This window comes from Leeia speluncae (assembly GCF_020564625.1).
Taxonomy (GTDB): Bacteria; Pseudomonadota; Gammaproteobacteria; order Burkholderiales; family Leeiaceae; genus Leeia; species Leeia speluncae.
Genome location: NZ_JAJBZT010000007.1, coordinates 131879 through 152663 on the forward strand (window position 1 = coordinate 131879; position 20785 = coordinate 152663).

At 44.5% G+C, this 20785-nt stretch carries 14 protein-coding genes; 12 read left to right on the top strand and 2 right to left on the bottom strand.

The window, feature by feature from the left end:
- The first annotated feature begins 41 nt into the window (after positions 1 to 41).
- From LIN78_RS13330 to LIN78_RS13360, 7 genes are all read left to right on the top strand, one after another.
- The gene (locus LIN78_RS13330) at positions 42 to 1187 is read left to right on the top strand and encodes a branched-chain amino acid ABC transporter substrate-binding protein (protein ID WP_227181335.1); all 1146 of its coding nucleotides are present in this window, start codon (positions 42 to 44) and stop codon (positions 1185 to 1187) included.
- Between the two features lie 29 nt (positions 1188 to 1216).
- Positions 1217 to 2440 (top strand): D-amino acid dehydrogenase, encoded by a 1224-nt coding sequence (locus LIN78_RS13335; protein ID WP_227181336.1) that lies wholly within the window; start codon positions 1217 to 1219, stop codon positions 2438 to 2440.
- A 136-nt stretch (positions 2441 to 2576) separates the two neighbouring features.
- Positions 2577 to 3869 carry an NAD(P)/FAD-dependent oxidoreductase gene (locus LIN78_RS13340; protein ID WP_227181337.1) on the top strand — a complete coding sequence of 431 codons (1293 nt, stop codon included), beginning with the start codon at positions 2577 to 2579 and terminating at the stop codon, positions 3867 to 3869.
- 432 nt (positions 3870 to 4301) lie between these two features.
- Positions 4302 to 5822: an aldehyde dehydrogenase gene (locus tag LIN78_RS13345; protein WP_227181338.1), complete on the top strand. Its 1521-nt coding sequence runs from the start codon at positions 4302 to 4304 to the stop codon at positions 5820 to 5822.
- Positions 5823 to 5842: 20 nt separating this feature from the next.
- The gene (locus tag LIN78_RS13350) at positions 5843 to 7363 is read left to right on the top strand and encodes an APC family permease (protein WP_227181339.1); all 1521 of its coding nucleotides are present in this window, start codon (positions 5843 to 5845) and stop codon (positions 7361 to 7363) included.
- A 308-nt stretch (positions 7364 to 7671) separates the two neighbouring features.
- The gene (locus tag LIN78_RS13355; RefSeq protein ID WP_227181340.1) at positions 7672 to 8856 is read left to right on the top strand and encodes a PAS domain-containing protein; all 1185 of its coding nucleotides are present in this window, start codon (positions 7672 to 7674) and stop codon (positions 8854 to 8856) included.
- Complete coding sequence (locus LIN78_RS13360; protein ID WP_227181341.1) at positions 8853 to 10220, top strand: sigma-54 interaction domain-containing protein; 1368 nt, start codon at positions 8853 to 8855, stop codon at positions 10218 to 10220. Before LIN78_RS13355 ends, LIN78_RS13360 begins: the two co-directional genes overlap by 4 nt.
- An 84-nt stretch (positions 10221 to 10304) precedes the next feature.
- Here LIN78_RS13360 and LIN78_RS13365 read toward each other — a convergent pair whose 3' ends face one another.
- Complete coding sequence (locus tag LIN78_RS13365; RefSeq protein WP_227181342.1) at positions 10305 to 10949, bottom strand: helix-turn-helix domain-containing protein; 645 nt, start codon at positions 10947 to 10949, stop codon at positions 10305 to 10307.
- Between the two features lie 196 nt (positions 10950 to 11145).
- Between LIN78_RS13365 and LIN78_RS13370 the strand changes: the two genes are divergently transcribed.
- Complete coding sequence (locus LIN78_RS13370; protein WP_227181343.1) at positions 11146 to 12807, top strand: thiamine pyrophosphate-binding protein; 1662 nt, start codon at positions 11146 to 11148, stop codon at positions 12805 to 12807.
- 62 nt (positions 12808 to 12869) lie between these two features.
- On the opposite strand, the gene LIN78_RS13375 is transcribed toward LIN78_RS13370, so the two are convergent.
- On the bottom strand, positions 12870 to 13298 hold the full coding sequence (locus LIN78_RS13375) for a hypothetical protein (protein ID WP_227181344.1): 429 nt from the start codon (positions 13296 to 13298) through the stop codon (positions 12870 to 12872).
- Positions 13299 to 13715: 417 nt separating this feature from the next.
- Between LIN78_RS13375 and LIN78_RS13380 the strand changes: the two genes are divergently transcribed.
- The 4 genes from LIN78_RS13380 to LIN78_RS13395 all read left to right on the top strand — a co-directional run bounded on the left by LIN78_RS13380 (position 13716) and on the right by LIN78_RS13395 (position 20762).
- Positions 13716 to 14756 (top strand): DUF1338 domain-containing protein, encoded by a 1041-nt coding sequence (locus LIN78_RS13380; protein WP_227181345.1) that lies wholly within the window; start codon positions 13716 to 13718, stop codon positions 14754 to 14756.
- A gap of 16 nt (positions 14757 to 14772) precedes the next feature.
- Positions 14773 to 16047, top strand: a complete 1275-nt coding sequence (locus LIN78_RS13385; RefSeq protein WP_227181346.1) for an aspartate aminotransferase family protein — start codon at positions 14773 to 14775, stop codon at positions 16045 to 16047.
- Between the two features lie 116 nt (positions 16048 to 16163).
- Positions 16164 to 19196, top strand: a complete 3033-nt coding sequence (ydiJ, locus tag LIN78_RS13390; protein ID WP_227181347.1) for a D-2-hydroxyglutarate dehydrogenase YdiJ — start codon at positions 16164 to 16166, stop codon at positions 19194 to 19196.
- A gap of 327 nt (positions 19197 to 19523) precedes the next feature.
- Positions 19524 to 20762, top strand: a complete 1239-nt coding sequence (locus tag LIN78_RS13395) for a sugar MFS transporter (RefSeq protein ID WP_227181348.1) — start codon at positions 19524 to 19526, stop codon at positions 20760 to 20762.
- The last annotated feature ends 23 nt before the right edge of the window (positions 20763 to 20785 follow it).

Sequence of the window (20785 nt, forward strand, 5' to 3'; positions counted from 1 at the left end):
GTGAGTGATGTTTTGCCTTAAAACCTAATAGGAGAGGGTTCATGAAAAAGCAATTAACTGTCACCAAATTAACTTTCGCGTTAGCAATGGCTGGTCTGACCATGACCGCCGGTGCAGACACGATCAAGATTGGTTTTTCAGCGGTAATGTCTGGTGCATTCGGCCATTACGGCAAAGACATGGAAAATGCGGCAAAAATCGCGATCGAAGAAGCAAACGCTCAGAAAATCAAAATTGGTGGTTCAGTTGCTAACTTTGTTTTGGTTTCTGAAGATGATCAAGGCGATCCACGTACAGGTGTAGCGGTTGCTCAACGTCTAGTTGATGCGGGTGTAGTGGGTATTGTTGGCCACTTTAACTCTGGTACAAGTATTCCTGCTTCAAAAATCTATGCAGCGGCTGGATTACCACAAATTAGCCCAGCTTCTAGTAACCCACAGCTAACTGCACAAGGGTTCAAGAGCACTTTCCGTATTATTAATACCGATGCGCAAATGGGTGCATACGCCGGTAGCTATGCAGTAAAAGATTTAAAAGCAAAACGCATTGCGGTGATTGATGACCGTACCGCTTTTGGCCAAGGTATGGCAGACGAATTCAGTAAAGCCGCAAAAGCAGCAGGTGGCAATATTGTTTCTCGTGAATTCACTACCGATAAAAGTACCGATTTCATGTCTGTGCTTACCGCTATCAAATCTGCCAAAGCAGATCTGATTTTCTTCGGCGGTTTGGATGCACAAGCAGGCCCAATGGCAAAACAGATGAAGCAATTGGGTGTTAATGCAGTGCTAATGGGCGGCGGCGGATTTACAACGGATAACTTCATCAATCTCGCTGGTAAAGATAGTGCAGAAGGCACCATGTCTTGGGAATATGGCCTTCCAGTTGAAAAAATGCCAAAAGGTAAGCAGCTAGAAGACAAAATGAAGAAGAAGTTTGGCACCGACATCCTTGCTTATTCTCCATTTACTTACGATGCGACTTGGGCATTGATTAACGCCATGACCAAAGCCAACTCTGCAGACCCTAAAGTGTACTTGCCTGCTTTAGCAAAAATTGATTTCCCAGGTGTGAGTGGCCGTATTGCATTTACAAATACTGGCGACATGAAATATGCAGCCGCATCACTTTATAAAGTGAAGGCTGGAAAGTGGGAAACCTTGCAAATTCAACAAGGTAGCAAATAAGTAGTTTGCCAAATTAGGGAGCTTAGCGCATGAAAGTAATTGTGGTGGGGGCTGGTGTGATTGGTGTCACCACCGCTTACTTTCTTGCGAAAGCCGGTCATGAAGTGATGGTGATTGATCGTCAATCTGGCCCTGCAATGGAAACGAGTTTTGCCAATGCAGGGCAGATTACCCCTTCATATACCGGACCATGGGGAGCACCGGGTTTGGTGCTAAAAGCTATTAGCTGGATCATTAAAGATAACGGCCCGTTAAAGGTCCGATTTGGTTTATCACCAGAACGATATCGCTGGCTATTTTCGCTCTATCAACAATGTACTAGTGAGAGAAACCAGTCTAATTTTGAAGCAATGATGGCTTTATCTTGTAAAAGCCAAGCCTTATTCGATGAGTTGCTGAAAGAACATGATATTCATTTTGATCATGGCAAACAGGGCAATTTAGAAGTATTTACTGATACAGAAAGTTTTGAATCGGTTAGTCAGCAGATTAAGCGGATTGAGCAATTTGGTTTGCATTACCAAGTGTTGAGTAAGCATGAAATTACTAAGGTAGAACCGGGAATGAATACCGAGTCTATAGTAGGGGGAGTAGCCTTCCCGGATGATGAAACGGGCGATTGTTATGCCTTTACCACCGCGTTGGCGGATGTGTGTAAACGCATGGGCGTGCAATTTCGGTTTGGTTATACGGTGAGATCAATTCACACAGCTAATCAGCGTGTCAGCCATCTTCAACTAGATGAAGAGAGCGTTCCGGTAGATCAGTTGGTGTTATGTACTGGTAGCTATACCAATGATTTGCTGCACGGTGTGAGTAAAAAATTACCTATTTATCCCGTTAAAGGATATTCGCTAACACTGCCTATTACAAATAGCGAAACAGCGCCTGCATCAACCGTGCTAGATGATAAGTACAAAGTCGCGATTACCAGGTTAGGAAACCGGGTGCGGGTAGGTGGGTTTGCGGAAATTTGCGGGTTCGATTTGTCTTTGCCAGATAGCAGAAGACAAATTCTAGAATCAGCTTTACTACGTTTATACCCAGAGATTGGTTATGAAAAAGAAAAAGCCAGTTTTTGGAGTGGGTTAAGACCAATGACACCCACCGGCATACCGGTGATTGGGCAATTGGCATTAGAGAACTTATGGATTAACGCCGGACACGGCACATTTGGGTGGACGATGTGCTTAGGTTCCGCAGAAAAACTAGCATCAATGCTGGCAGCAAATAGAAATAGAACATTGCAGTAAACGGTTACTCTCCTCACTGTGCTTTACTGGGCTTGTGGGTATTCGCGGGCCTCTTCGGAGGCCCCGTTTTTTAAGAATAAAACCAATCCTTTTAATTGGTTTAATGAGTTCAATTATTTAGATAAAGGGTATTCACATGCTAGGTGATAAAAGATCGCACGGATTGTGGGAAGCATCCGCACCATTGCCACCAGAAACACATGCGCTCAACCAAGATTTAGTGGTGGATGTCGCCATTATTGGCGGTGGATTTACCGGCTGTTCTGCGGCATTACACCTAGCAAAACGCGGTATGCAAGTTGCTGTATTAGAAGGCAACGAAATTGGTTTTGGTGGTTCTGGCCGAAATGTTGGGCTAGTCAATGCCGGGATGTGGGTGCAGCCAGAAGACGTAATGAAAGAACTGGGTGAAGTCTATGGCAACCGCTTGCTAACACAGCTAGGTGCTGGCCCCGCGTACGTATACGAACTTGTTAAACACTATGAAATGCAGTGTGAGGCTGTTCCGAATGGCACACTTCATTGTGCCGTCGGGCAAAGTGGATTAGCTGATATCAAAGCGCGAGAAAAACAATGGAAAGCACTTGGCGCGCCAGTTGAAGTGTTATCCCAAGAAGAAACGGCAAAACGAACAGGAACAGATGCTTACACCGGTGCGTTACTAGATAAAAGAGCCGGTACGATTCAGCCACTTGCGTATGTGCGTGGGCTAGCCAAAGCAGCGATCAAAGAAGGTGCAAGCTTATATTCTAATACCCGTGTGAAACGCTATAGCGAAACCGGCGAAACATACGAAGTAGAAACCGAAAACGGATACAAAATAAAAGCAAAGTGGGTTGTATTGGCAACTAATGCTTACTCTGCAGAAGCGTGGAATTTGCCTAAATTGCGTGAAGAGCTAGTGCACTTGCCGTACTTTAACTTTGCAACCAAACCACTCAATGCAGAGCAAAAAGCAAAGCTATTGCCAGGCAGAGAAGGGGTTTGGGATACCTGCGAAATCCTCACCTCTTACCGTTATGATCAGCAAGACCGCCTTGTATTTGGAAGTGTCGGCGCACTTCGCGGTATGGGCGCTTCTATTCATAAAGAATGGGCAAAACGCGCTATGTACAAACTCTTCCCGTATTTAAAAGGCGTAGAGTTTGATTACGAATGGTTTGGTATGATCGGCATGACCCCAAATGCCTTGCCACGATTCCACATGCCAAGCAAACAGGTCATCTCTTTTAGTGGCTACAACGGCCGTGGTATTTCTCCGGGGACTGTCTTTGGTAGAGAAATTGCCAAATTAATCCTGGGTGATCTAGACGCTAAAGATATGCCGCTCCCACTATCTACTATCGATGAAGCGAGCTTCCGTTCTGTCAAAGAAATGTATTACGAAGTGGGCGCACAAGTTGCCCATGCGGCAACGGCCAGATTTTAATTAGGGGCATATATAACGAAAAAGGCGGCTGAAAAGCCGCCTTTTTTTATTTATGCTGGCCATTGCATTTCACCAGAACCATAGTGGTTCTAATCTGCTTGGAAGGCGAAAACTAGTGTTCTTTATCGAGTTATGAGAACCCGTCTTAAAACACTTATTCATTCAACCATTTCTTTCTATTTTTAAATAACACTTTATGTGGTGATGAATTTTTGCATCATGCTATTAAAAAAATCATCACTTTGTAAATGGCCCATTTTATACCTTCATATAAATCAATGACTTACTAGATGGCACGCTTTTTGCCAAAGACATTAGCAATTCTTTGTATACGTAAAGCAAGGAATATCGCTATGCCAACTGATCAATCATTTGAAGTCCAAAGACGATCGATCAGGTTGGGTGAAAATTGTTTAATTGGAGAGAGTCAAAGTGAGTGAAAGCAATACTAACGTGGAAGATCAAGATTTAAGTTACTGGAGCAAACTAGCCGCTAACTTAAAGCCAGAAACAAGACTATATATTGCCGGTAAATTTGTGGACGCTCATGAAGGAGGGCGTTTCACGAATGTGAATCCGGCAACTGATCAGCTGATTGCCGAAATGTCGTTAGGTACTGCTAAAGATATCGATTTAGCCGTTACCAGTGCCCGTGCCGCTTACCGCAGTGGTAGTTGGTCTAAAATGGCGCCGCGCGACAGAATGAGCGTGCTTTATCGGATGGCTGACTTAATCGAAAAACATGCGGGTGAGTTAGCTCTCTTGGATTGTTTGGACATGGGTAAGCCGATTACTAGTTTGCTGACTGGCGATGTTCCCTTTGCTGCACTAACTTTCCGCTATTTTGGGGAAACGATCGACAAGATCGAAGGTGCTGTTACGAATACTAGCACTGATGCACTTCATATGATTGTGCGGGAGCCATTAGGGGTGGTTGGTTGCATTACGCCATGGAACTATCCATTGATGATGGCCGCGTGGAAAGTCGCTCCGGCACTGGCGGCAGGCAATTCGGTGGTACTTAAACCTGCAGAACAGTCTCCAATGAGTGCGCTTTTATTAGCACGATTGTTTACCGAAGCCGGTGGACCAGACGGTGTGTTTAACGTTGTGAATGGTTTCGGTGAAGATGCTGGTCGTGCACTTGCTTCTCATATGGATGTCGACAAGATTAGCTTTACTGGATCTACAGAGGTTGGTCGTCTAATGATGATTTATGCCGGCCAATCTAATATGAAGCGCGTTACGACTGAGTTGGGGGGTAAGAGCCCTCAAATCATTCTTGATGATGTGGCTGATATTGATGTCGCGGTTGATTACGCGATTCATGGTATTTATGCCAACCAAGGTGAAGTGTGCTCCGCTAGTTCTCGTATTCTTGTTCATGAAAAAATTTATGATCAGTTTGTTGAGAAGTTCATCAAACGTGCACCAGAGCTATATCAACCAGGTAACCCACTTGATCCACAGACGACCATGGGGCCATTAGTAACACGTGAGCAGCAACGCAGAGTGCAAGAGTACATTTCAATTGGCAATACCGAAGGCGCTAAACAAGCACTAGCAGCCTCGCTCGCGCCAGAGTTAAGTGCCGGATATTTTGTGGCTCCTACTTTATTCTTCGATGCAAATCCCAATATGCGTATCGCTCGTGAAGAAATCTTTGGGCCAGTTGCAACCATCATGCCAATTAAATCAGTCGATGAAGCAATCCAGATTGCCAACGATTCTATTTATGGTTTAGGTGCGGGCATCTGGACATCGAATCTCACTACGGCACATCGAATGGTCAAAGAGATCGAGGCTGGCATGGTCTGGGTGAATTGTTATGACCATGGTGACATGACCCAACCTTGGGGTGGGTATAAACAGTCTGGCCAAGGTAGAGATAAGTGCTTTGAGACTGTCCTTGCGCATACGCAGACAAAATCTGTTTGGATCCACTTGGGTTAAATCGATCTCTGGAGAGAACAATGCAAGAACAATACAACAATGATGATGAGCAACTCAAAGCATTAGGTTATACCCCAAGCTTTGATCGCTCGATGAGCCTTTGGGAAAGTTTTGCACTTGGATTTACGTATTTATCACCTGTGGTTGGTGCTTATACGCTATTTGCATTTGGCATGACCGCTGGCGGCCCGCCATTTATCTGGTCTTATCTGATTGCCGCCATTGGCCAAATGTTTGTGTGTCTAATTTTTGGTGAAGTGGTATCGCAGTTTCCGATCGCCGGTGGTCTTTATCCATGGACACGCAGGCTAGTCGGCCCTCGTTGGGCATGGATGAGCGGATGGATATACATGTGGGCTTTGATTACAACCGTGGCTGCCGTTCCGGTTGGAGGGGCGCCATTTTTAGCTTATCTGCTCGGTTTTACCGTGACACCATTCAACACAACGGTGATTGCGCTCGTACTGCTATTTGCTTCTACATTGTTTAATCAATTGGGGACAAAGGCATTAGCACGGGTGGCTATGTTTGGCTTTATTTGTGAAATTGCAGGGGCACTGTTGGTGAGTGGCTATCTCTTGCTATTTGGTCGTCTTAACTCGCCTCATGTCATTTTAGAAACCTTTAATTTGGGATCCGGAGGTTCTTATCTTCCTGCATTCCTTGCCGCAGCACTAGTTGGTATGTTTTGCTGCTACGGTTTTGAAGCTTGCGGAGATGTGGCCGAAGAAACACCAAATCCAAGTAAAGCCATTCCTAAAGCGATGCGTATGACCATTTATATTGGTATTCCAGTAACCATTTATACGTGTCTTGGGTTGATTCTAGCCGTACCTGATTTGCAAGCCGTGATTACCGGAAAGGATGTCGATCCAATCAATACAATCCTGACCAGAAACTTTGGCGAGATTGGGTCGCGTGTGATTTATGGAATTATTTTGATCTCCCATATTTCGTGCATTCTTAGTTTGCAAGCTGCCGTTAGCCGTCTTATCTATGCGTATGCTCGCGACAAAATGATTGCCTTCAGTGGTGTGTTATCGAAAATTTCACCAAAAAATCACGTTCCATCAGCTGCTTTGATACTTGCAGGTGTCATCTCTGCATTAATTGTATGTATTGGCTTCTTTATTCAAGAAGGTCTAACTATCATTGTTAGCTTTGCATCAGTAGGTATTTATATTGCTTTTCAGATGGTGATTGTTGGTGCGCTATTCGCTCGTTTTCGCGGGTGGCGTCCTGCTGGCCAATTCAAGTTAGGTCATTGGGGTTGGATCGTGAATATCTTGGCATTGGTCTACGGTGTTGCGGCTACGATTAACATCTTGTGGCCACGTTCTCCTGATGCGCCATGGTATATGAACTACTCTGTGTTACTCAGCCTGACCATCGTGTTGGTGACTGGTTGCTTATATTTGCTTCTAGAAAAACCGCATCGTAATAGTAACGCACCAGCAGGGGATGCATGGCACATTACTCGTCAATCTAAAAAGAACGTCAAAAAAGATAAGGTAACTAATTTGGCGATGAATGAAGAGTAATTAATACGCAGCACATTCAGGACTAAACTTGCTTGCCGGACGTAATCTGGCAAGCAAATTTTTTATGTAGCGCATTATTTGATTTAGCTGCGTGATACTGAAAACCATCGTATTTGAGCAGAGGTAGTCGAGCCGCTCAGCCTTTTGAGTAGGATAAGTCGGACGACGGTGAGAAAAAAGTAGTTCAGACAGTTCATACCTTGTTTGAATTGTTTAATATGTTGGGATTCCGCCGAAACGCATTTAATGCTCATATACTGAAAAAGCTTTAATTGACTGTCATCAGGAAGCAAAAGGAAAGAAGCAAGATGAACCAGCATGCCCGTCTTTGGAATTCGGCTCCTGTGTTATTCGATGTGATTTCATCGGATGACAGGATCGTTTACGTCAATCAGACCGAAGAAACGTATCTTGGTTTTAAAGTTGGCGAACTAACTGGCGTTAGCACCAAATACATCTATCCAGATGAAACCCGCCAGTTATTTCAAGACTTGCTTGTTGGTAAGCGTCAAAGTCCAATTCAAATGATTGAACTAAAAGTGACGGGTAGCAATGGCGTAACATATGAATTTGCGGCAAGCACGAGTATTATTGACGACCCTGATTTTGGTCGTTGCTTAAGCGTAGTAAAAATGCCGCTAGGTAATGCTCTTGCAAATGTAAAACGGCTTGAGCGAGAAAATGAAGTTCTGTCTAGTATCATTTCTACAGCAAGAGATGCCAGTTATTGCGTTGAATATACAGAACCAGTCGATATGACCGCCCCTGAACACGAAATCATCCGGCAAATTTTCCAGAACCAATGTATTTGGCGTTATTGTAATGAAGCGATGTCACGTCTGTATCGTTTGCCAATTGGTGATGATATTAACAATCATGATGTCAGAGCGGTGTTTGCCCGAAATCCAGAAAATGAATCATTTGTTCGAGAGTTGATTAACCATAACTTCCATATTGACGGTGCGCTTGCGCATGATCACCGCTTTGATGGTGTAGATATGTTTGTTGAAAATGATGTTCGCGCCGATATTCGTGACAACCAACTTTATCGTTTTTGGGGCACGGTAAGAGATTTGAATAGCCGCAAAAGAAGAGAGATGGAATTAAAATCCCAAGCAAACTCTGCTCTGGATATTTTAGGGGCAATTCCTGATCCCGTCATCGTAGTCGATAGCAATGGCCGAATTGATGGTGCTAATACCGCTGTAGAATGGAGTTTAGACTGGAAAATTGAGCACATTCTAGGGATTAGTCTCGATCATATCCTAGATACGAGCGAACCAATCACGGTTTCCTTGCAAATGGCAAAGCCGGCTAGAGTCGCTAATCCGATCCCTGCTTTTGCGATGCGCAGAAATGGCGCTAGAGTAAAGTGTCTGGCAACCATTGCATCTACTTCAAATGAGTTCGAGCAAGGACGCTGTGTGATTACCTTACGCCTGCCTAAACAGGATTCTTCTCAGCCTGTTGTAGGTAATGAGGCATTTAAATGAATGGGAACGGGCGTACACAGTTTCCTTTAGACGATGCGTTAGAAGCGTTACCAGATGGCGTAGCGGTAATTGATCAACGCGGAGAGGTGGTTTATCTCAATTCACAATTTTCAGCGCTGTTGAATTGTGAATACCAAGAAGTTAAAAACCAACATTTCTCTATTCTGACTAGACTTACTTCAATCAATCTAGATGATCTCATCACGCGGATAAAAACCGGTAGAAAAGCCGAGTTACTGTTAAATATTGGCGAGAATCGTTCTCTACTTTCATCCATTCGACGAATAGGCCAAGACTCTATTCATAACAACGGAATTATCGTTGTTTTAAGAGACTTATCCGTCATCGATCATGAAAGAAAACGGGTAGGTGATCCAAATAGCAAGTCTGCATTTAAGTTTCTATCACAGCAAAAGACGCGTCCAGATCTTGTTCATCAACGCAGAATTTCGCCAAAACTAAATCAGTTACTGACAGTGGGTGAACGTGCAATGGTACAAAATGCACGGGTACTTTTGTTAGGAGAGTCTGGGGCTGGCAAAACCGAAATTGCACGTTATCTGCATACCTATATTTCAGATGAGGCATCTCCTTTTGTGCATGTGAACTGCGGCGCCATTCCAGATACGCTGTTTGAATCTGAAATGTTCGGTTATGAGCGTGGATCGTTTACTGGTGCATTGCAAAGCGGAAAAAAGGGTTTAATCGAGGCAGCTGATGGAGGGACATTATTTCTCGATGAAGTAGGAGAAATTCCTTTGGTCATGCAGGCAAAGTTATTGAAGTTTCTTGAGTCTGGTAGTGTGCAAAGAGTGGGTGGGGCGACGGAGCATACGGTTAAAGTTAGAATTATTACAGCAACGAATCGTGATCTTTTTACAATGGTTTCTGAAGGCAGTTTCAGGAGAGATTTATACTACCGAATTGCTGTGGTTCCACTTCATGCGCCATCTCTTCGTGACTCTAAAGAGATGATCAATGAGTTGCTAGATTACTTTGTTGCCGTCATTAACAAAGGAAGAGACGAACCACTGAGCCTTTCAAGCGAATGCCGAATGAAACTAATGTCGTATTCTTTTCCCGGGAATATTCGTGAGCTTCAAAATATTGTGCAGCAAATTTCTGTCATGGCTGGCGCAATTGGTGATGTAAAGCATTTACCCGAATACATTTTAAACGAGTCGTCTAGCTCTGGTAATCACAACTTAGTAGAGGGTGATTTAAAGTCTATTGTTTCCTCTTATGAAAGAACAGTCATTCAAGAGGTTGTCGATAAATTAGGTTCTAAAAGAAAAGCGGCGAAAGCGCTTGGCGTTGATATCGGTACGATTGTACGTAAAACCCAAACTAAAGAAACAGAGTGAATGGCGCTTTGATTCGCATGATACTCCCCATTTTTATCAGTAATGGGGAGCTAATCCAGCTAAATATCAGTTCATGCTAATAGATTAGTAACTTGGCCGCTGTGTTGTCACCCACAATACCACTGCATCTTGCTCGCTAATCGAAATCGCGGCATGGCCCATTTTTGCATCGTAATAAATACTGTCGCCCACTTCTAAATCTACTGGCGTGTAGAGTTCTGTGTACATACGTAGTGTGCCAGATAATACATACACAAATTCTTCGCCTTCGTGACGAGACCATTTGCCCACATCGTCTAGGTGCCTTGCTGTCACGGTAATTTTAAATGGCAGCATGGTTTTGTGCGCTAGCTCATTGGCGAGCACTTCAAACTGGTAGGATTTTCCCTGTTCGTAACGTTCACCTTCACCACTTTTTGTGACGGCGCGGCGTCCGCTATGGCCTTGGCTAGGAGCTGGTCCAAACAGGCTGTTAAATTCAATTTTTAAACCGGCGATTATCTTCTGCAGCACATCAAACGTTGGAGACATCAGCTCGTTTTCGATTTTGGATAAGGTCGAACGAGAGACACCACACAGCTTACTCGCATTTTCTAGCGTGAGGTTTTGCTCTTGTCTTGCATTTCTTACCCGCGTGCCGAGAGAGACGACTTTGCTCTCTGTCGCCACTGGAAAATTTTCTGCCCGTGTAACTTCTAATTTTTTCGGTTTGATTGTCTTGAGTTCCATGACCTGCCTCTGTTTTATCCCATCTTAACATTGACCAAAAAGGTTGCCAAATAGCTGGCTTGTTACTAATATGGAAACAAAGTTTCTTATAAGAAACAAATGGGGAATAAGCAACACTTTCCTTGCAAATACAAAGCTAAACTGCACCATCTAAGGCTAAACAGAGGGCCTAGGTGATTAACTCGAAAGTAAACAAATGACAGCAAAGTATGTAGAAAACCGTACAGGTGGACAGTTGTTGGTAGATAGCTTGTTGGCACTTGGCGTGGATACTGGTTTTTGTGTGCCGGGCGAAAGCTATTTGGCCGTATTAGATGCGCTTTATGATGTAAAAGATGCTTTTGAGTTGATCACTTGCCGTAATGAAGGCGGCGCAGGGTTTATGGCAGAGGCGTATGGCAAATTAAAAGCCAGACCAGCCGCATGTTTTGTTACCCGAGGGCCCGGCGCGTGTAATGCAAGTATCGGGATTCACACGGCACTGCAAGATTCCACCCCTTTATTGCTGTTTATTGGCCAAGTATCGAGAGATCAGCTGGGTAGAGAGGCATTTCAAGAGGTGAACTACCGTGAAATGTTTAAACCCCTAGCAAAATGGATTACCGAAATTGATGATGCACGACGGATTCCGGAAATTTTGCAAAGAGCATACCAAATTGCAACGGCTGGCCGACCTGGCCCTGTTGTCATTGCCTTGCCAGAAGATATGCTGACAGATGTTGTCGCTAAAAGTAGCTTGCCCACAATGCCCACCCGCTTTGATGCACCCTTACCCTTATTGGCGAAAGAGGAAATTAGGGTTGAATTAGCAAAAGCCAAGCAACCGTTAATCATTGTTGGCGGTGGTGGCTGGACAGAAAATGCGCGTGAAGCATTAACCCAATTTGCTAATGATTGGTCGTTGCCGGTGGTAGCGAGTTTCCGCCGACAAGATGTATTTAATAATCTTCATCCAAACTATATTGGTGAATTAGGTACATCGGTTAGTCCGCAACTCGCTAAGCGAGTAGAAGAGGCGGATTTACTGATTGTGATTGGTTCACGCTTATCTGAAATGACCACCAATGGCTATACCTTGGTGACCTCGCCAACCCCTCAGCAAACGCTTATTCATCTTCATCCTGATGAAGCAGAAATTAATAAAGTATTTTCTGCCAAAGTGGGGGTGGCGGTTAGTGTGAATGAGGCCGCATTTGGGTTGGCAGAGATTAAACCCAAATCAGATTCCATTGCTTGGCAGCCATGGTTATCACGTGCCCAAGCAGAATACGAAGCTAACTTAGCTTCCGCTAAGGTAATTGGAGACGTAGATATGTTTGCGGTGATGCAAACCGTGAATCAGCTAGCTCCAAAAGATGCAATTTATACGAATGGTGCGGGTAACTATACGGGCTGGTTGCATCGTTTTCACCGCTATAGCGTATATCCGTCTCAATTAGCGCCAACAAGTGGTGCAATGGGGTATGGCTTACCTGCTGCCATTGGTGCAGCCGTTGCTGAACCTGATCGTACAGCCATCTGCTTTGCAGGGGATGGGTGTTTTATGATGAATGCGCAAGAGCTCGCGACTATTGCGAGACACCAATTAAAACTCATCATCTTGCTGATCAATAATGGCGTGTACGGCACGATTCGTATGCATCAAGAAAAGCATTATCCAGATCGTAAAATCGCCACCCGTTTAGAAAATCCGGATTTTGTTGCTTATGCAAAAAGCTTCGGTCTAGAAGGGGTTAGGGTGGAAAAGACCGCCGAGTTTGAAGCGGCGTTTACAAATGCACTAGCAAGTGAAAACACCACATTGATCGAAATTATCGTCGATCCGCGTCAGGTTTCAACCAGAAGTATTGCTGGGTAATGATCGTTAAAACTGCCTTGATGTTGTCTTTCTTAGATGTTGAAGGCAAGGCAACATCAAGCTTAACGCTTTGTACGTTTTTTCTGTCGGAGATAGATTTTGCCCATTTCATCTAAATCGAGACGGGTAAAAGGTCTTCCTTGTGCATAGACGCTTGCACGATAATCCGCACATTCAGTACAGATGTTCGCAAGATGTTCTGCATTGCTCATGTATTCTATATTGGGAGAGATATCACAAAGTCTGCCGCATCTAGAGGCTAGCATGGCGGAAAGAATAAAAATGACTAGTAATACTCCGATGAGAAGAGGTACTACTAACAAGGGTAATGCCCGATATCCAATTAATGCCATTAGTGCGAATAGAAAGCTGCTAATGCATATTAGTGCAAAACGCTTTCTGGCTTTGGGAGCAATTTCACAGAGCTCAAGTAAGTTTGGATGCGCTACTAAGCGTTGATGACTAGCCGTTAGAATGGTTAGATAGGTCATGCGTGTTTACTTACTGAATTGGGCTAATTAAGTAAATGCCATTGTACCCAAAAATTCAGTACAAAGATGATGGCCGAATAGAGTTGCGCTAAGGCGTTACACTCGCTATTTAAACATTGAAAATACCATAATGAACTAAAGTATATCGCCAATGTGGATATAAACGAGCCAATCCAAAAGGTTGGCTTTTCAAATAGTCGCTTTAGATTGATCACCACGGTTGTTATTCCAATCATTAGATTGGCTAGAACGCTTACTAACAAGGATGATTCTCTAAAACTTCATGAGTTTTATGAATGAACTTCTGAAAACTCATCGCTTTATAAACCTGCATCCCTCATCGAAAATACCCTCCATACCGCATTCACCAAGCGAAGCTTTGTGAAAAACATCATCAACAGTTTGTGAGGAAATTTCATGTCTGCTACTGCTGCACGTCAATCTTTACTTTGGGCTTTATTATCTAAAGTGGTTGGAGAATCTAAAACAGAAGCTTTGTTTAAGATGATTCAAGTCGATGAAGTGTTTTTAACGCCAGATGCAGTTAGCGTCCCAAGACTTGTATTAGCACAAGCAATGAATATGGTGTTGTTTGATAAAAACCTAGAAGCTGTGCCAGAGGGCAAAGCCTATGTAACAGATAAGTTAGCTGCTGGTGAGCAAGTGGTGTTTGATCATGGCGCGCTTCGCACCGTAAAACTAGAAGGCATGGGTAGCCTGCCTGCTGGCGAATTATCTTTCAAACGCATTTTAGAGCCATTAGGTTTTGTTGTTGGTGGTGTTTACCCTCTACCAAAATTGAAAATGACTGGCCGTGCTTATGTTCATCAAGAAGCCCCAGAGTTGGTCGCGCAGTTTTTTGTGTCTGAATTGCATGTGGATGAATTTTCCCCAAGCTTTCAAGACGCGGTGCGTCGAGTAACCAAAGATTCGGTAGACCCTTTAAAAGCAGAAGACCACGCATTATTGCAGCAGCTTGCAGCAGATAGCGCATTGCCATTTGAAGCAGCAGTTCGCTTATTGCCTGCCTTGGTTCATGCTTTTGGTGTGCATCACCCCATTCCAGCGCTAGATGATTACAACATTATCTTAAAAGAATCTGCCGAAATGGCGTGGATTTCTACGGAAGGTAACTGTTTTAACCATGCAACCGACCACGTACCAGATGTATTTAAACTAACCGAGCAACAAGCTGCTTTGGGTCGTTCTATTAAGCCGCAGGTAGAAGTCTCTACTGATGGTTCTGTTCGCCAAACCGCTTTCCGTGCTGCCCAAGTAAAACGCGCATTCCGTGATGAGGCCGGCCGTGTGGTAGAGCAGGTTGTACCCGGTTCATTTTATGAGTTCATTACCCGTGACCGCGTTTTAGACCAGTCTTCTGGCGAAATGAAGATGGACTTACGTTTTGATAGCGGAAATGCACAAGGCATTTTCAAAATGACAGCTGCAATGTGCTAATCAGAGGGAAATAACCATGACTGCTTCATCGCAACTGAATGATCTAAGAACGGGCCATGTGAGTGCGGGCATTAAAACGCTTCACCCTGTGTATATAGATAGGGCAGAAAATGCGCGCGTTTGGGATACCGATGGCAATGAATATATCGATCTTATCGCTGGTATTGGGGTGCTAAATACCGGGCATCGCCACCCTAAAGTGATGTCAGCGGCGATGGCGCAGATGGAAAAATTTACCCATAGCTGTTTTAATGCGATTCCGCATGAGCCTTACGTGAAGCTCGCTGCCGGTTTGAGTAAAGTTGCCGCGCCTATCATTGAAAATCCTCGTTTAATGTTAACCAGTAGTGGTGCAGAAGCAATGGAAAACGCCATTAAACTGGCGCGTGCTTATACCCGCCGCACTGCAATGATTGCATTTGATGGTGGTTTTCATGGCCGTACACTTGCCACACTGGCTCTGACCGCTAAAGTAAAACCATACAAAACCTTGATTGGGCCATTACCTGGGCCGGTTTATCACGCCAGCTTTGCCAGCAAAGATAATGGCGTGACACGCGAAGAAGCATTGGCTTCTTTAGAGCGCATCTTAAAGGTGGAAGTAGCGCCAGAAGATGTGGCGGCAATTGTGATTGAACCCGTGCAAGGAGAGGGCGGTTTTATTCCGGTGGATAGTGGGTTTATGCAAGATATTCGCAAGCTGTGCGATCAACACGGTATCTTGCTAATTGTGGATGAAATCCAGAGTGGTTTTGGCCGCTCGGGCAAACTATTTGCTGTAGAGCATAGTGGCGTTAAACCAGACCTACTTGTTATTGGTAAAGGGGTGGCAGGTGGTTTCCCATTAGCCGGTGTCATTGGTAAAGAAACCATTATGAATTGCTTGCCGCCTGGCGGTTTGGGTGGCACATATGCCGGTAATGCAGTGGCGTGTGCCGCTGGGGCGGCTGTACTAGAGGTAATGGAAAGCGAGCACCTGCTTGCCCAAGCTAACCAGATTGGCGAAGTGGTTGTTGCAAGAGTGAATGCAATGAAAGCAGGGCCAAATGGTCAGCATATTGGCCAACTGCGCGGCATTGGTGCGATGCGAGCATTCGATTTAGTGACAGATGGCAAGCCAGATGCCGCTAAGCTGCAAAAGCTATTAGCAAAAGCAAGAGAGAAAGGCGTGCTACTCATCGCTGCGGGTGAGCATGGCAATGTGATTCGCTTATTGCCACCATTAACGATCCCATTGGCGGATTTAGAAAAAGCAATGGATGTGATTGAATCCTTGCTAGGCGAATTGTAATTTTGCGCAATTCGCTAAAAAAGCCTGCAGATCACCGCAGGCTTTCTGCGTTTTACGGTGCTGAGCCATTCTGTAACCAGTATGCAAATACAAGAACAAAAACGAGTGTGTAGATCATGATCCCAAGATTAGATAACCAACCGGCCATGTTATCCATTCACCAAGCTTTCCTAACGGAATTGGCGATTCATGGTTTCGAGGGCGAAATTGGGCAACAGCAGAGTGATCGCCTCATTGCGGCGACAGATAACTCTATTTACCAAAGAATGCCAGATGCTGTGGTATTCCCTAAACATGCTCAGGATGTTCAGTTAATTGCCAAAATTGCTGCGCAATCACGGTTCCAATCTGTTGTCTTGGCGCCTAGAGGGGGCGGTACAGGGACAAACGGCCAATCACTCACATCAGGGATTGTGGTAGACCTTTCTAAGCATTTAAACCAGATTTTAGAAATTAATGTAGAAGAAAGATGGGCGAGGGTGCAAAGCGGTGTAGTAAAAGACCAACTAAATGCTGCCTTAGCGCCACATGGCTTATTTTTTGCACCAGAGTTATCGACATCAAACCGCGCAACGATTGGCGGCATGGTAAATACCGATGCTAGCGGTCAAGGCTCTTGCATGTACGGAAAAACCCGTGATCATGTGCTCTCGCTAAAAACGGTATTACCGGGCGGATTGGTTTATGAAAGTGAACCAATAGAAGGTGCAGAGCTAGATGCTGCTTTAGATAGAGAGGATAAGGTTGGTGAAATTCACCGCTTACTCGATCACATCCAAGATACATACGCAGATGAAATTGAAGCAACTTTCCCCAAGTTAAACCGTTGTTTAACTGGTTATGATCTTGCCCATATTTATGATGAACATGGCCGATTTGATCTAAATGCTATTTTATGCGGATCAGAGGGTACGCTTGGCATGATTGTTGAAGCCAAGATTAATGTGCTACCTATCCCCACTTGTAGCGCCATTTTATCGGTGAGATACCCAGATTTTGACAGCGCCTTGCGTGACGCACCGGTATTAATGAAGCTAAATGCGGCGTCTATCGAAACGGTGGATAGCCTTGTACTGCAATTGGCGCAAAAAGATATTATCTGGCACGCAGTGGCGGAGTATTTCCCTGCCAATCCAAACAACGAACCTACCTTAGGCATTAACTTGGTGGAGTTTGTGGCAATGAATGAGACCGATCTTGAAAAGCAATTAGCAGAGATCACCGCCTTTATGGAGCGGGACCAAACGGACAAACGCTTTGGTTATACCATTGCCCGCGGGCAAAAGGCAGTGAATCAACTATGGACAATGCGTAAGAAATCCGTTGGCTTGTTGGGTGGCGCAGCAGGAGACCGTCGCCCCTTACCTTTTGTAGAAGATACCGCTGTACCGCCAGAAAATTTGGCAGATTACATTGCCGAGTTCCGAGCCTTACTAGATAGCCATGGTTTACGTTACGGTATGTTCGGGCATGCTGATGCTGGCGTTTTGCACGTCAGACCAGCGCTAGATATGAAAGACACCAACCAAGAACCTCTTATTCGGACGATTACCGAAGGGGTGGCCGCCTTAACCAAAAAATATAACGGTTTGTTGTGGGGCGAACATGGTAAAGGTCTACGCTCTGAATACGCGCCCGCTTTTTTTGGCAAGCTCTACCCCGTACTGCAGCAAATCAAACAAACTTTTGACCCGTTTAACCAATATAACCCAGGTAAGATCGCGACTATCCCTGGGGCAACCTTAACGGCAGTAGATGCCGTACCTTTACGTGGGCATTTTGATCGCCAAATCCCGATTGTTGTGCGCCAAGCCTATGATGAGGGTTTGCATTGCAATGGGAATGGCGCTTGCTACAACTATGATCAAGATGACTACATGTGTCCATCTTGGAAGGTGACTAGAGATCGTCGACATTCACCGAAGGGGCGTGCATCCCTATTGCGAGAGTGGTTACGGCAACTGGCTCAAAAGGGTATTCAGCCGGTGGGGAAAATTAGCCAACTCTCTCAACTTGCTTCGCTACCAAAAAAGCTTTGGTTTACTATTTCGAATACAGAAAAGGCAGATTTTTCGCATGAAGTAAAATCTGCCATGGATGGTTGTTTGGCCTGTAAATCTTGCGCAGGACAATGCCCCATTAAAGTAGACGTGCCAAGTTTCCGTTCTAAATTTCTTTACTACTATCATCAGCGTTATTTAAGGCCAGCAAAAGACTACCTAGTGGCCAGCATGGAGTTTATTGCTCCTATCGCGGCAAAACTCCCTGCAGCCTACAACTTACTCACCCAGTCTGCTATCGGTAGTTATTTGCTTGAAAAATTGGGGTTGGTGCATTCTCCAGCGCTAAAACCACTAGCAATAGAGCCGATGCTAAAACAAAGCTTGGTTCAGCTTGCAACGCCTGCCAAATTAGCTGCGTTAAGTGATGCCCAAAAAGCAAATAGTGTCATCATTGTTCAGGACGTATTCACCCGCTATTTCGAGCCAAAAGTGCTACAAGATTTGATCTTGTTATTGAATCACTTAGGCATCACTCCATGGCTTGCTCCTTTGCTACCTAACGGAAAACCACTGCATGTACATGGTTTTCTGGGTTGGTTTGAAAAAGTAGCAAAGAAAAACCAGCAAAATTTAGCACCATTGGCAACATCTGGCGTCCCTCTGGTTGGGGTAGACCCATCCATGACGCTTACGTATCGCGGTGAATACGCAAAAACACTCGATGCCGAACAAGCAATCCAAGTGATGTTGGTGCAAGAATGGCTAAATGCGTGGTTAAAAAAGCAAACCAACTTACCGCAGGCCAAAGTATCGGCAACGCATTGGTTGTTATCCCATTGCAGCGAGAAAACCAGCCAGCCGCAAAGCCATCTCCAGTGGCAAAGCATTTATGAACAGCTTGGGGTCACACTCAAGCCTCTGCAAACAGGTTGTTGTGGCATGGCTGGTACATTTGGGCACGAAGCAAAGCACCGTGAAACTTCACAAGCCATTTATGCGCAAAGCTGGAAAAAAGTGGTTGAAGACGAAGCTAAGCGAGATCACTTAGTGGCAACCGGTTATTCATGCCGTTGTCAGGCAAAGTTAGAAAGCCAAACCGAATTACCTCATCCGGTTTCGGTACTAAAGACGGCGTTAGTTGGCTAGGTGTACGTTATTTGCTTAGTGCTACCTAGCTGGGTTTTGGGAAGAGGGCGGTTGAAAACCGCCTTTTTTTCATGAGTATTGAATTTTTATTAGTATATAAAGCATCTAGTATTTCTACATTTATTTGCCGAGTATGTTTATGAAACAGATCGGATTTGTTTACTGATGTTTATGGTGTATTTTCTAAGTAAAACTACTATCTATCGGATAATTTGAACGATACAGGCTAAAAATTAACTAAACAAATATAGTCTTACATGTAGCTTACATTGTTAAATGTAACTATACTACGCAACTTTTTGCGATAAACAAAAAGGTTGCACGCGTATGTCTAATCCTCATGGCGCACAAAACTATCAAAAACCCTTGGTAGCCTTAACCTCATTATTTTTCATGTGGGGCTTAATTACTTCTTTAAATGACATTCTGATTCCTCATTTAAAAGGGATGTTTTCTCTAAGCTACTTTGAAGCTGCGTTGGTGCAATTTTGCTTCTTTACGGCTTATTTTATTGTGTCTTTTCCTGCTGGCCGTCTGGTTGAAAGCTGGGGCTTTAAGCGCGGCATTATTACAGGGCTGTTAATTGCCGGTGCTGGCTGTGCCTTGTTTTACCCTTCTGCTAGTTTGGCTTCTTACCCCTTCTTTTTGGCATCACTATTTGTACTTGCTGCAGGTATTACTATTTTGCAGGTGGCTGCCAACCCGTATGTCACTATTCTTGGCCCAGCCAAAACAGCATCTAGCCGCTTAAATCTAACCCAAGCATTTAACTCATTAGGTACAACTGTCGCACCACTACTTGGGGCTATGCTAATTCTGACGCAACAACATGCAGATGGAAGTAAGCTATCCGCTGCCGAAAACGCTGCATCAGTGCAAGGCCCGTATTTAGTGCTAGCAGTTGCGTTGGTTGTCATTGCTTTGGCGTTTGCCTATTTACAATTGCCAGAGGTTTCTTTGAAAGAAGACCAGCAAGCCGCTAGTGCAAATGATTCAAACGTCAAAAGCGTATGGGCGTATCGCCATCTTTCATTAGGCGTGGTGGCAATTTTTGCTTATGTTGGTGGTGAGGTATCGATTGGCAGTTTCTTAGTAAACTTTATGGAGCAAAAATCCATTGCCGCACTTAGCTTAGAAGAAGCAGGCAAAATGCTTTCTTTCTATTGGGGTGGTGCAATGATTGGCCGCTTTGCGGGTAGTGCCATTATGCGTGTGGTGCCAGCGAATAAAGTATTGGCGTTTAATGCTGCTATCGTTGTGGTGTTTATCTTGCTATCTATGCTCATTGGCGGACACACTGCCATGTGGCTAATGTTGGGAATTGGACTGTTTAACTCGATCATGTTTCCAACCATTTTCTCTTTAGCCCTGCAAGGCTTAGGCAAATGGACTAGCGCAGGATCTGGCGCATTATGTATGGCGATTGTTGGTGGTGCGTTAATGCCGGTGATTCAAGCTTGGTTTGCAGATAACATTAATCTACTCATGTCGTTCTCTATTCCAATGGTGTGTTACCTATACATCCTGTTTTATGGATTAAAAGGCTACCAGCCAAAGTCTGCTTAAGTTATCAACATTTGGTAATTGAA

Bases quoted from the DNA above. Each gene is read 5' to 3' on its own strand.
- LIN78_RS13340 (WP_227181337.1), top strand. From the start codon at position 2,577: ATGCTAGGTGATAAAAGATCGCACGGATTGTGGGAAGCATCCGCACCA.
- LIN78_RS13370 (WP_227181343.1), top strand. From the start codon at position 11,146: ATGACAGCAAAGTATGTAGAAAACCGTACAGGTGGACAGTTGTTGGTA.
- LIN78_RS13375 (WP_227181344.1), bottom strand. From the start codon at position 13,298: ATGACCTATCTAACCATTCTAACGGCTAGTCATCAACGCTTAGTAGCG.
- ydiJ (WP_227181347.1), top strand. From the start codon at position 16,164: ATGATCCCAAGATTAGATAACCAACCGGCCATGTTATCCATTCACCAA.
- LIN78_RS13355 (WP_227181340.1), top strand. From the start codon at position 7,672: ATGAACCAGCATGCCCGTCTTTGGAATTCGGCTCCTGTGTTATTCGAT.
- LIN78_RS13395 (WP_227181348.1), top strand. From the start codon at position 19,524: ATGTCTAATCCTCATGGCGCACAAAACTATCAAAAACCCTTGGTAGCC.
- LIN78_RS13335 (WP_227181336.1), top strand. From the start codon at position 1,217: ATGAAAGTAATTGTGGTGGGGGCTGGTGTGATTGGTGTCACCACCGCT.
- LIN78_RS13330 (WP_227181335.1), top strand. From the start codon at position 42: ATGAAAAAGCAATTAACTGTCACCAAATTAACTTTCGCGTTAGCAATG.
- LIN78_RS13365 (WP_227181342.1), bottom strand. From the start codon at position 10,949: ATGGAACTCAAGACAATCAAACCGAAAAAATTAGAAGTTACACGGGCA.
- LIN78_RS13385 (WP_227181346.1), top strand. From the start codon at position 14,773: ATGACTGCTTCATCGCAACTGAATGATCTAAGAACGGGCCATGTGAGT.
- LIN78_RS13380 (WP_227181345.1), top strand. From the start codon at position 13,716: ATGTCTGCTACTGCTGCACGTCAATCTTTACTTTGGGCTTTATTATCT.
- LIN78_RS13360 (WP_227181341.1), top strand. From the start codon at position 8,853: ATGAATGGGAACGGGCGTACACAGTTTCCTTTAGACGATGCGTTAGAA.
- LIN78_RS13350 (WP_227181339.1), top strand. From the start codon at position 5,843: ATGCAAGAACAATACAACAATGATGATGAGCAACTCAAAGCATTAGGT.